Origin of the sequence: Catenibacterium sp. co_0103 (assembly GCF_004168205.1) — a bacterium.
In the GTDB taxonomy this organism is placed as follows: Bacteria; Bacillota_I; Bacilli_A; order Erysipelotrichales; family Coprobacillaceae; genus Catenibacterium; species Catenibacterium mitsuoka_A.
The window spans coordinates 1-11,592 of record NZ_RCYB01000063.1; the positions used below are offsets into that span (position 1 = coordinate 1).

An 11,592-nucleotide genomic window follows, 5' to 3' on the forward strand; every position below is an offset into this window, starting at 1 on the left:
AAGAATGATGCTTGTCAGTATATACCATATGATTCTTACTGGAGAGACATTTAATCCTTCAGATTATGAATCATTTAAAAATCCTAAGCCACCTATAAAGCAACAAGTTTTAACAGAAGAATCAGCGATAGAGTTTCTTAAGAAATCAGGTTTTGACGTTTCTAAATTAACTAAACCATAATATTCAATTATTCTATTTTTTCTAAATTATTCAAACTTATTTTTAAGTTTGTCTTTTTTTATACGTTTTGATTGATTTTTGTTTCACACTTCTTAACTCTTCTACAATTTGGTAATAATGCTTTCTGCTTCCAGTAGATTCAGCCTGTTTTTCAACATTTTCTCGATATATCTGAAGCAGCCGTTCAGGATATTTCTCACTAAGCAAATCGGTATATTGATGCAGCAAATATTTATCGTCACTTCTTAAGAGAACGTCTAATAGCTGTTCATATAGTTGCTCTGTTTCTAATATTTCACATAAGAACCTTCCAGGAGTAAGCTGTTCAATTATAGAGTCTCTTTCCTTGATCCATTCTTTATCAGAAAAGAGACTTCTCAGCTCAACATAATCCTCTAAATTAGTATCATTGAAAAAGAGAATCAAATTCTTTAATTCTTCTCTGTAAGCTTTGATATTTCCCTGCTTCTTATAAATATCTTTCTTCAATTTTATATTAAACTTGATATAGAAAATCCGATTATCCGCATAAATACAGCATTTAAGGGCTGTTCATCACTTGAAAAAATAAGTGTTTTACCACGAATTTACCATAATTGAATATGAGTCTTGATATGACGAAATATAAAGGGAGATTGCACGTATAATAAAACCGCGTATCTCCCTTTAACAAACTATCTAAAGTTTTCTACATTTATAACTCTGGAAAAACAATCGCACAAATTCATGTTGTGAGTGACCATGATTATAGTAATGCCCTTTTCATTTAATTCTTTCAAAAGTTTCATCACTATCAATTCGTTCTCTTTATCAAGTCCAGAAGTTGGTTCATCAGCTAATATAATCTGACTTCCTTGCAAAATCAATTTAATAATTGCAATTCGCTGTTGCTCTCCACCGCTTAACTGATATACTTTTTTGTTAAGCATGTCACTTAGCTCAAATTGCTTTAAATACTTATTGATTAGTTTCAGTTTTTCTTCTTTTTTTACTTTTTTATATTCAAGAGCTAATTTTAAATTCCACAACACGCTTTCATCTTCTATTAGTCCATAATTTTGAAATAGATAGCCTATTGTATATCTTCTCAAAATCATAGCATTTTTACCGTTCATGGACAAATTTTTATGACTATCAATAGTGATTGTTCCCTCGGATATATCAGTAATCAATCCTATTATATTTAAAAGTGTCGTTTTACCTGCCCCGCTTTTCCCTACAAGCCCCACAAATTCGCCTTTTTCTATTTCTAAAGATAAATTTTCAAATAGAACCTGATTTTTCCCATATTCTTTTTTGACGTTCTTTAATGTAATCAATGACATACTTATGCCCCCTTTTCAATCTCATATAAAGCGTTTGAGATATAAATTCTATAAAGCAATTCGCAGAATATGTAGTCAATAAGTATAATCGCAAAAAGGCAAGCAAAATAATAATTTATAGCAGTTAATACGCCTGATATAATTATTTCGATTCCCCAAAAAATATACCGATTTTTCAGTGTCCTAAAATGAGAGAATCCTAAAATCTCTTTTGCCGCATATCTCTTTCGATTTACAAAAATGTCCACATAATTTGAAATATACAAAATAAACAGTAAAGACACTATAAAGACAATCGTAAACATAGTGAGTGTTTTAAGAACGAATGTCACATTTTCAAGTTGCATTAAATAAGGTGTAAGTAATGTTCCAGCTGTAACTAATTGCTCTAAATCATATTCTGATAACAAAGAAGAAAAATCTTCTCTTGACTCCATTTGAAAAAATAAACACCTTGTATTTAAAGAATCCAAATAGTAAAGTCCTGCAAAATTGCCCGTATCAACAATGATAATAGGATTAGCCATATCCGAAAAACCATTTTCTGTATTGACTTTTATCGTAGAATCATCGTCTATATAAACAACATTAAATTTATCAATAGTTTTTTCTTCTCCCGGTATTCCATAAAATTGATTGTAATTCATCAATCGGAAATATTCTTGCTTAATATATTCGCTAATAGAATTTTCATCATTCTTATATTTATGTGGAACTAATACTGTTGGTTCACTAAATATATCTTCTCCCAATGGTTTTCCACTGAGCTGGATATTTGAAAATTCATTCAGATAATTTCTATTTGCAATAACAAGCTGTTGTTCATAATAGGGGCGTGATGTCTGCAAACCACCGTCTGTCCTAAAATCACATAGTAGTGAATGGTTATGATTATACATCTCTAATGTTTGTTCAGAATATTTTTCTAATATGTCTGTGTTTGCTAACGCATAATCATACTCCGATGAATTAAAACCATTAGCGGTATAATATCCGTCCAGATACTTATAATCTAAAACAGCTTGTTGGCTTTGTCTAAATGAGTTCCCCTGATTCAGCAATGAAATAATAGTGATAGCGATTATTACCGAAAAAATTATTTTTATAGCCTGAACTACAATATTTGTGCCGCTATTTAAAGTCTTATTTTTTATCATTGCCTCTAAAGAAACAAACTTAATTAAAATACTTGTAATTAAAACACAAAGTATATTTATAGCTAAAACACCAATAAAGAACAGTACACTTGTTGCTAAATAAGAAAAATCATATCTGTTTGTTAATGCGTAATATAAATTTAGCAAGAACAGTAATACTAAACATATTACAGCAAAATATTTTATTACACTGGTAATTTGCTCCTTTAAAATATGTATAGTAGAAAAGCCCATGCTTTTTTTAATACCTATTTTTTTCAAACTATAAGACGTATAAATACAGTATATGATTTGAAGTACAATAAATAAGATTACAAAATTCAGAAGATTCAATTCTAATACCATACTATACGGAATAGCGTCATTTTCAAAGTTATTTATTGCGACGGACAGTTGAGAAGCTATCTCTTTAATTGCGTTAGCTGGTAAATCTGTATAGAATACACCAACACTATCTAAAAAATCTTCCTTTTGCAATTCATGATATTGAAACAAAATAGAGGAAGATATAGGCTGTTTTTGTGTAAACTCATTTAATGGATAGCAATATAAATCATAAACAGATTTATCTGTGGAAGTGAGCGTATTGTTAATGAGTTCTAATTTATTTTGAGAATATTCTTCTGTAAATATTGTATAAAATTTGTCGAGAATTTCTGGCGATGTTTCTTCTAAAACATACCCTTTTAAATTCTCAGTAGCAATGTTATTCTTTTCATAAATGTTGTAAATAGAAGTATTAAAAATATATGCAAAGAGTATGACTTCAAGGAAAATAAAAATCTTTAAAAATTTTTTCATAACATACGCCCCTTTCTTTGAAGAAATGTATAAAATAGGGCGGGACAAATAGCCCCACCCTAGGTGTTTGAACTATTTTACTTAATATGGATAATAATCATAATAAGATGTTTCGTTCGCCCACCAAACTCTCTTTGCATCTTTGTAAGCGTAGTTTGACTTGAATCCACTGGTATATGTATCTCCGCCGACCTTTACAGTTGCCTTTACCATGTAGTTGCGACTAATACCTGCTTTACGCCCAATTTCGGAATATACAATGGTGTCTGTTTGCCCTCCATTGTAGTACAAATCTCCACCCGCTACATCAATAGCCCACGCTGTAAGTGGAGCGCCGACAACCATAACTGCTGCTACAAGACCAACTACTTTCGTTCTCAACTTCTTTGCTCTCATTCGATAAACCTCCTTTCTCTTTTTTACTTTTTGATAGTTTTATGTCACGTACTGTTTTTGCTAACCTCAACATAACATATATTTCATTAAATGTCAAGTTATTTTTGTTTCTATTTTATATATGACCTCTTTGTTGCTATCATATTTTGTGCATAATGCACAAAATCAAAGTACCAATATTAGTGCTTTCCACGATTGTACTTTTACAATGAAAAGACGAAGTACCTGTGATAAATTCATTGCTCTAAAATTATTAGAGAAACTATACAATATAGCTATCCTTTTTTCTCTTGTCTGCCATAAACAGAAAAGAAAAAGCCCTGTCAAGAGCCTGCCACTTCTTTAGAAGTGGTGCTTGCACTCTTGATCTGGGCTTTTTGTTTGCTGTATCTTTCACGCAAGAGGAAAAAGGCTACTCGTCCCCGTTGTCAAAATCACTGATTTTTAATACTTCCCGTAACAGCTCCATATCCTCTTTTGAGTTTGGGTTTATCTTCTTTACAACCTGATAAGGCGTACCGTACTTATGTCCCTCTGTGCTTTCCCCGAACATATCCATGCTGTATAAATCATCATAGCGGTTTAATACTTTCTGAAATTTCAAGTGCTGGATAAATTCCTTGATAGGGTAAAGGTCGGACGCTTGTATGTCTGTTCCGCTGATATAGTCTGTGATATATTTCCGCAACTGTTCCAGCTCATATTCCAGCCATTCTTCCTCGCTGTCAAAGAAGTTATCATAGTGTCCATGTTTCAACTCTGCGTTTAGGCGTTCTTCCGTCCTTAAAAACTGGCATACCTCCTTTTCCGCCTGTTGGACAAACTTCCATTCCCCCGACAACAATTCATTGGGCGTTACTCCCAGTACGTCCATTATCTTTTCCAGCGTGTCAAAGGTCGGATAGTTTACCCCTCGTTCAATCTTGGAAAGGCTCTGCATATTGATACCGATGGCGTCCGCAAGCTCCTGCTGTTTCATTTTCCTGTGTTTTCTTATGGTCTGTATGTTCTCCCCTAAAAAATTTATTTTCTTTGTATCATGCTCCATAACTTCTTATATCTTCTCCTTTCCCGGCTTTTTCGTTCCTTTATAAGCCTATCATACTTATTATAGACGAAAAAGTCAAGAAAAAGTTCTTGACAAGTAATTCTAAAGGCGTTATTATCATAGCAGATATAGTGATTAAGCACAATGAGGTTAATCACACGCTTGAGTAAGCATAGAAAAGAGTTGTTTTCGCTTTGATAGCATGAATAGGCATGGACTATCCGACCGAAAACTGTGTTTCTTCCTGTGCCTGCCCCGTTTAGCCACGAGCCTCCCAAAGGCTCGTGAGCGTTAAGAACGGGGCTGGTGCAGGAAGAAAAGGGAACGCCGCAGGCGTTCCGTACAGGGCGTATATGTAACACCGCCCTGCGCATACATGTCATAGTACCTAGAAGCTGTGATAAATAAAGGAAAAAACACGATTTTTACCTCGCAAAAAAACGGGAAGTACGAAAGGAGTAATGCACTATAACTACACACAAAAATTTATCCGTTAAGATTGATTACATCAGCATTGTATTTGATACTGCAACCGCAGAAGATGTTATCATGCACATTTTAGGTTTACCGACTGACATTTTCAATGTCTATCCGGCAAGCGTTAAATTCAAGACGTATCAGGCGCGTTGGGAAATCGGGGACATTTATGTATCGGGGAACGCAAAAAAGACAGAGGACAACCCACAAGGGCTTGGCTGTTATCTCGTGATGACAGGCAGGGGGTGTGATGATATTTTCCGTATCCTTGATGAAAACGGCTTGACCTTTGGGGATATGTTTGAACGCTGTGAAAGAAGATATGGGACGGGCAACTATCATTTCACAAGGCTGGACGTTGCCATTGACGACAGGAACGAAACGCCGTTCTTTACCATAGAGCAGATAAAGAAGAAATGCGAAAAAGAGGAATTTGTTTCCAACAGTGAGGACTATCACTTTGACGAGAGCAAGTTTGACGATTTTAACACCGCAAAGACCGTCTATATCGGGGCTGGAAAATCAGGGCTTTCCTACCGCTTTTATGACAAAGACAAAGAAGTGTGCGGCAAATACAACAGGACGCTTGATGAAGTCGGGAGTTGGAAACGGACGGAAATGCAACTGCGTGATGAAAAGGCTCATGCCTTTGCTATGGCATTTCAGGAAAGACCGCTGGAGATTGGGGAACTGGCTTTCGGACTGCTGGCGGACAACCTGCGTTTTGTCGTGGCAAACAGGAACGAGAGCAACAAAAGCAGGTGGAAAACGTGCCGTTTCTGGCAACGCTTTTTAGGGGCTGTGGAACTCTTAAAACTCCATGTACCCACACCGCATAATTCCCTTGAAGAAACGCAACAGTGGCTTACAGAGGGTGGTGTCATATCCGCTGTCAAAGGCTTTTACTTCCTCGAATCCCATGACGCTCTAGGTGGACTGGAACGTGTCGGGGATATGGTAGACAGGGCAAGGTACAGCACTTCCCTTTCCAGCAAGCTGACCGCCCATTTACAGCGGATAGACAGGACAGAACTGATACCCTATGTCCAGTATGACACAAAGAACAGGTAGGGGGGTGGCATGATGAACGAAAAGATTGATATTCCCGTATGGGAAAAATACACCCTTACCATTGAGGAAGCGTCAAGATACTTCACAATCGGGCAGAACAAGCTCCGCCGACTGGTGGAAGAAAACCGACACGGGGACTGGTATGTGATGAACGGCAACCGTATCTTGATTAAGAAAAAACAGTTTGAGAAATTTATGGATAAAACAGACGTAATCTAATGCAAAAGAGCCTTGTATGTGATATTATTTCAGTAAGTCATATCAAGGCTCTTTCTTACGAAAGGAGCAGATAAGAAATGTCGGAAAAAAGACGGGACAGCAAAGGTCGCCTCTTAAAGACAGGAGAGAGCCAGAGAGCAGACGGGAGATACTTATACAAATATGTGGACAAGGCTGGAAAGACAAGGTATGCCTATTCATGGAAACTTGTACCGACAGACCCCGTACCTAAAGGAAAGAGGGACGGGAAATCCCTAAGGGAATTAGAAACGGAGATACAAAGGGATTTACAGGACGGTATCGACACGACAGGCGGAAAAATGACGCTGTGCCAGCTATACGCTAAACAGAACGCCCAGAGAGCCAACGTAAAGGAAAGCACAAGGCAGGGCAGGAAAAAGCTCATGCGGACATTAGAGGGCGATATACTGGGGGGCTAGGAGCATTGACAGCATACGCCTTTCAGACGCTAAGGAATGGGCGTTACGCATGAAAGACAGGGGCTATGCTTATCAGACCATAAGCAATTATAAACGCTCGTTAAATGCGTCATTCCGCATTGCCATAGCGGACGACCTCGTGAGGAAGAACCCCTTTGATTTCAAGCTGAATGAAGTCATAGAGGACGACAGGACGCCACGGCAGGCATTGACCGAGGAACAGGAAGAAAGGCTCTTGTCCTTTGCCAGCAAAGACAGGACATACAGCAAGTATTATGACGCAATCGTGATACTGTTAAAAACAGGACTCCGTATCTCAGAACTGTGTGGACTGACAAGGCAGGATATAGACTTTGAAAATGACGTTATCCATGTAGACCACCAGCTATTATCCAGCAAGGAAACAGGCTACTATATCGAAACGCCAAAGACGAAAAGCGGTGTGCGCGATGTCCCCATGAGCGAGGAAGTGAAACAGGCGTTTAGGCGTGTCATGGCGGTCAAGCCAAAGGCAGAGCCGATAGGGATAGGTGGGTACAGCGGTTTCCTCTTTCTGAACGGGAAAGGCTGTCCTATGACAAACGCCTATTATACTTCTACTTTCGCTAATCTGAGGAAGAAATATAACAAGAGCCATGAGGACAGCTTACCAAAGATAACGCCCCATATCCTGCGCCATACGTTCTGTACCAGACTTGCCAACAGGAATATGAACCCTAAGAGTTTACAGTACATCATGGGACACGCAAACATCAGTATCACGCTGAACCTGTACGCCCATGCGTCCATAGAGAACGTCAAGGCAGAATTAAGGAGCATGGTAGCCTAAAGTTTTACCACGATATTTACCACGATTGACCGTGAGAAAAAGTGATAAAACGTGGCGGTTTGGAAGTATCAACCGAAAAGAGAAATGCCCGTAAAGCTGATAAAATAAGGCTTTGCGGACATTTAAGAAGATATGAAAAGATAATCAAAAATCTATTTTAAGTTTATTTTAAACTTCATACGATCTTGATTTTCATATTCAAAATCAATACATTCGTCAATATAATCTAAAGCCTTGTCATATTCTTTATTATTAATACAAGTATAGACACAGTCCATTCTAATAGGAATATATTCCCAGTACTTTTTATAAACAGCACTTATCTCCTTCTTTGATGCTTTATTCTTCTTTAAGAGTTCAAGATACTTTTTCGCAAATCCTTCAATTGCATATCCTCTATTAAAAATATCATCATGACTCTCTATGTAGTCTAACTGTTTTTTCACAAGATCAAGCTTCAGCTTTAAGAATTCTTTACCACTTAAACAATCAAAAAATATTTCAATAATCTTTTGGCTATCATAATAATCTCTCATGCTGTTGAGGTATTGTCCTAATTCAACAAAAGCTTCTAATCTTTCTAAGTCATCCATACACATAATTATATTTGCCCATTGGCTTATAATGATAACAGAAAGTGCAACCGTTTCACCTCCATTATCCTCAATATCTAGCTTATAAAATACTTCATAAGCTTTTAATAAGAATCTAAATGCGAGAGAATATTGATCCCTTTTCTTTAAAACATCAAGCCACTTATCAACAGCATCTTCATAGTTATCACAAAAATCACGGCTAAATTCATAATCGATATAATGATAACCATTACTATAAGAATCACAAACCCCCTCCAAATCATCAATCATTGTAGTCAAAGAAAATTCATTTTGTGTATATTGTTTAAAGGTTTCTACTAAATTAGGATTATCATCAAGTACTTGAATAAGAAATGATCGTACATCCTCTTCTGAAGCATCTTCAACAAGCTGTAAACTATCTATTTCTGGATGAGTCACTCTTAGTTGCCACTCATATAAAACAGCTGCCATGTGCTTACAATTATGTCCATCTAATGCATAAGGACAATCACAGGACATGCCTATTATTTTATTTCCATTTAATTTAATTTCTACATGATAAAAATCTGTCCCATTAACAACTGCTTTAATCCTATTAGAATTAATACGTAAATCTTCTACGCGATCATCAAAATAATAGTCATACCCCCTATCCAATATTCGTTTTTGAAAATAAGTTTCCCATTCCATATAAGCACCTCCCATATATAGTTCTATTATACTAAAAAAGACAGCATTTCTGCTATCTAATTCATTTTCTTATTCATATAAAAACCACAATTTCATTATTCAACTCTGCCATACCATCTTTCATATCAATGAAGTCATCTAGAATACCTTGTTCATCGAAAATATGGTTAAGTAAATCCTTTCCTTTTAATATTTCTATTTTTTCAGAAAACCAACAATCCTCCTTAATAAAACATAATTCATAATCATTTAAGCTAAATATAATAGCTTTGGTATCCCACACATCATAAGATATTCTGTCATTCTTTTCCAATACAATATGTTCATTTAATAAAATAACCTTTGATATAATCTGATTTACATTTACCGTAATCTGAGTATTATCAGGACCATTTCTATAAGAATCAGATATTCTATACACTGTATTTTCATTCTCTAATAAAAAGTAATCTAATTCTTCATATTCATTTATTAAACAATATACATTATCACCAATTTGAATATCTACCATTTCTGTTATAGTATCTGTACATTTGTATGATGTTATTTGTAATCCCACAAAAGATTGCATTAGTTTTGTATCAAATCTAAAATCATACATTCTTATTATATCCCCCTAAATACTTTAAAAGTATACATGATAGTTTTTCCATGTTCATTTAGTAGAATAGTAGATTACTATAAGGTTACTAGTTGAATATCATTTTGTTTAATCCAATCCTTTAACCAATCACTACACAAAAAATCACATTCCATTGGTCTAATAAGCGTATAAGAGGAATTCGTTAAGATATATTGATCTAAATAACCAGGATGAAATATTGCAATACAGCATTCATTATCTTTCAACATTCCTAAATTATCTTCCATATACCTTTTTGGATCATATAATCCTCTTTCATCAAAATGAATCATACCTAATCCATGAATATGATTTTCACTTACCCATTGAGGATCCATAGGATTCACAAAAAATAAACCATGTCTTTTTGCAACATTTTCTAATGCTTTCATATAATTAAAAGAAAATACAGCATGGCCTTCAAAATAATGTGGTTTAAATCCTGTGATTTCAATAAAATGATTTAATTGAGCTTCTATTTCCTTTTCACATTCTTCAATGTTAATTGTATCTTCTTTTCTTTTATTAATAACTTTACTTGAATAGAATTCACCATTTTCATCTACTAGACTTGGAATCTCTTCAGGAGAACATAGAGGCTTTCCTAAACAAATGTTTGTATGCTGGCCTACAGATACATTACAATCTTTAATCATTTCATATCCATCTAAAGCATGTTCCATATTAGGCATGAGTCCTACACTTGTAATAACACCATCTTTAATGGCTTTACAAATTCCGCAATTCACTCCTTCACTTATTCCCAAATCATCCGCTCTCATTATTAACTTCATAGTTATTCTCCTTTCATTTTAATAAAGCGACAGTATGCACCTAACAAATTAGAATCATTTTGATACATACATACTTCAACCTTTGGTTTTCTAAAAACAAAGGCTTCTTCGTAAATTACATCGATATTTTCTTTAATTTTTTCTACAAATAGCGGATCAGCACTTATTCCACCACCTATACAAATAACATCTGGATTATAAAGTACATCAATATTGTAGCAAAACTTTGCAATCGCAAAAAACCAAGCATCAAGATAATCATTTAATTCAGAATAAGACTTCTCTCGATAAAGTGCCATCATTCTTTCACCATTTAAATCATCTTCATGAGTCATTTCTTTTGATTTATTTACAACTCTAATTGTCGAATAAAGTGTGGCAAAACAATCATAATTACCTACTTCATAATTAGTGAATAATGGTGAAAACTCTCCTGCAATCAAATAACAACCTCTTAATATTTCTTTATTAATTATAACGCCTCCGCCAATACCTGTACCAAATATAAGGGCAACACTATTAGGATAATCTTTTCCACTACCAATTGTTGCTTCACATAAAGCGGCTGCTTTACCATCATTTTCTACAGTTACACTAATACCATCACATACCTCTGAGAGTTCCTGTGCCAGATTAAATCCTTCTAAATATTCTAATATTCCTGCAGTTAACATAACACCTTCTTCACTAATTCTTCCCGGAGCAGAAATAGCAATTCCTCTTATTTCTTCTTTATAAGAATCATATAAACTTTTTAATTCGTCTAAAAAATCTTCTGTTGTAGTATTTGGCGTTTTTACTTTTCCTTTATTAGAGATTTGATAATTTTCATGAATCAATCCATATTTAATAAAAGTTCCACCAATATCAATAGCTAATACACTTTTCATAATTTCCTCCATTTCCCCGCGCCTTCGTTGCGCGGACACAAATATATAACCAAACTCAAATCCCCCAAAACTCT

11 protein-coding genes and 2 pseudogenes are annotated in these 11,592 nt (G+C 35.1%); 4 read left to right on the forward strand and 9 right to left on the reverse strand.

Going from position 1 to position 11,592, the window contains the following annotated elements:
* Positions 1–181, forward strand: a pseudogene (locus tag EAI80_RS13455) (hypothetical protein); the annotation flags it as partial.
* A gap of 42 nt (positions 182–223) precedes the next feature.
* On the opposite strand, the gene EAI80_RS09585 reads toward EAI80_RS13455, so the two are convergent.
* From EAI80_RS09585 to EAI80_RS09605, 5 genes are all read right to left on the reverse strand, one after another.
* The gene (locus tag EAI80_RS09585; protein WP_129981836.1) at positions 224–670 is read right to left on the reverse strand and encodes a hypothetical protein; all 447 of its coding nucleotides are present in this window, start codon (positions 668–670) and stop codon (positions 224–226) included.
* A gap of 185 nt (positions 671–855) precedes the next feature.
* Positions 856–1,506 carry an ATP-binding cassette domain-containing protein gene (locus tag EAI80_RS09590; protein ID WP_009243732.1) on the reverse strand — a complete coding sequence of 217 codons (651 nt, stop codon included), beginning with the start codon at positions 1,504–1,506 and terminating at the stop codon, positions 856–858.
* A 2-nt stretch (positions 1,507–1,508) separates the two neighbouring features.
* A complete protein-coding gene (locus tag EAI80_RS09595; protein WP_009321393.1) occupies positions 1,509–3,464 on the reverse strand; it encodes a hypothetical protein in 1,956 nt (651 codons plus the stop codon).
* A gap of 81 nt (positions 3,465–3,545) precedes the next feature.
* The gene (locus tag EAI80_RS09600; protein ID WP_226837799.1) at positions 3,546–3,845 is read right to left on the reverse strand and encodes a hypothetical protein; all 300 of its coding nucleotides are present in this window, start codon (positions 3,843–3,845) and stop codon (positions 3,546–3,548) included.
* 427 nt (positions 3,846–4,272) lie between these two features.
* A complete protein-coding gene (locus EAI80_RS09605) occupies positions 4,273–4,908 on the reverse strand; it encodes a helix-turn-helix transcriptional regulator (RefSeq protein WP_129981837.1) in 636 nt (211 codons plus the stop codon).
* Between the two features lie 498 nt (positions 4,909–5,406).
* Here EAI80_RS09605 and EAI80_RS09610 point away from each other — a divergent pair, with 498 nt between their 5' ends.
* The 3 genes and pseudogenes from EAI80_RS09610 (at position 5,407) to EAI80_RS09620 (ending at position 7,944) form a co-directional block, all read left to right on the forward strand.
* Positions 5,407–6,456 (forward strand): replication initiation factor domain-containing protein, encoded by a 1,050-nt coding sequence (locus tag EAI80_RS09610; protein WP_275670193.1) that lies wholly within the window; start codon positions 5,407–5,409, stop codon positions 6,454–6,456.
* A 12-nt stretch (positions 6,457–6,468) separates the two neighbouring features.
* Positions 6,469–6,675: an excisionase gene (locus tag EAI80_RS09615; RefSeq protein WP_129981839.1), complete on the forward strand. Its 207-nt coding sequence runs from the start codon at positions 6,469–6,471 to the stop codon at positions 6,673–6,675.
* Positions 6,676–6,752: 77 nt separating this feature from the next.
* Positions 6,753–7,944 (forward strand): annotated as a pseudogene (locus EAI80_RS09620) (site-specific integrase).
* 152 nt (positions 7,945–8,096) lie between these two features.
* On the opposite strand, the gene EAI80_RS09625 reads toward EAI80_RS09620, so the two are convergent.
* From EAI80_RS09625 to EAI80_RS09640, 4 genes are all read right to left on the reverse strand, one after another.
* The gene (locus EAI80_RS09625; protein WP_161220322.1) at positions 8,097–9,212 is read right to left on the reverse strand and encodes an SWIM zinc finger family protein; all 1,116 of its coding nucleotides are present in this window, start codon (positions 9,210–9,212) and stop codon (positions 8,097–8,099) included.
* A gap of 73 nt (positions 9,213–9,285) precedes the next feature.
* On the reverse strand, positions 9,286–9,813 hold the full coding sequence (locus EAI80_RS09630) for a hypothetical protein (RefSeq protein WP_129981841.1): 528 nt from the start codon (positions 9,811–9,813) through the stop codon (positions 9,286–9,288).
* 77 nt (positions 9,814–9,890) lie between these two features.
* Positions 9,891–10,628 (reverse strand): ChbG/HpnK family deacetylase, encoded by a 738-nt coding sequence (locus tag EAI80_RS09635; protein WP_129981842.1) that lies wholly within the window; start codon positions 10,626–10,628, stop codon positions 9,891–9,893.
* A gap of 2 nt (positions 10,629–10,630) precedes the next feature.
* Positions 10,631–11,518: an ROK family protein gene (locus tag EAI80_RS09640; RefSeq protein WP_192924041.1), complete on the reverse strand. Its 888-nt coding sequence runs from the start codon at positions 11,516–11,518 to the stop codon at positions 10,631–10,633.
* Between the last annotated feature and the right edge of the window lie 74 nt (positions 11,519–11,592).

Bases quoted from the DNA above. Each gene is read 5' to 3' on its own strand.
- EAI80_RS09640 (WP_192924041.1), bottom strand. From the start codon at position 11,518: ATGAAAAGTGTATTAGCTATTGATATTGGTGGAACTTTTATTAAATAT.
- EAI80_RS09605 (WP_129981837.1), bottom strand. From the start codon at position 4,908: ATGGAGCATGATACAAAGAAAATAAATTTTTTAGGGGAGAACATACAG.
- EAI80_RS09630 (WP_129981841.1), bottom strand. From the start codon at position 9,813: ATGTATGATTTTAGATTTGATACAAAACTAATGCAATCTTTTGTGGGA.
- EAI80_RS09625 (WP_161220322.1), bottom strand. From the start codon at position 9,212: ATGGAATGGGAAACTTATTTTCAAAAACGAATATTGGATAGGGGGTAT.
- EAI80_RS09635 (WP_129981842.1), bottom strand. From the start codon at position 10,628: ATGAAGTTAATAATGAGAGCGGATGATTTGGGAATAAGTGAAGGAGTG.
- EAI80_RS09615 (WP_129981839.1), top strand. From the start codon at position 6,469: ATGAACGAAAAGATTGATATTCCCGTATGGGAAAAATACACCCTTACC.
- EAI80_RS09590 (WP_009243732.1), bottom strand. From the start codon at position 1,506: ATGTCATTGATTACATTAAAGAACGTCAAAAAAGAATATGGGAAAAAT.
- EAI80_RS09595 (WP_009321393.1), bottom strand. From the start codon at position 3,464: ATGAAAAAATTTTTAAAGATTTTTATTTTCCTTGAAGTCATACTCTTT.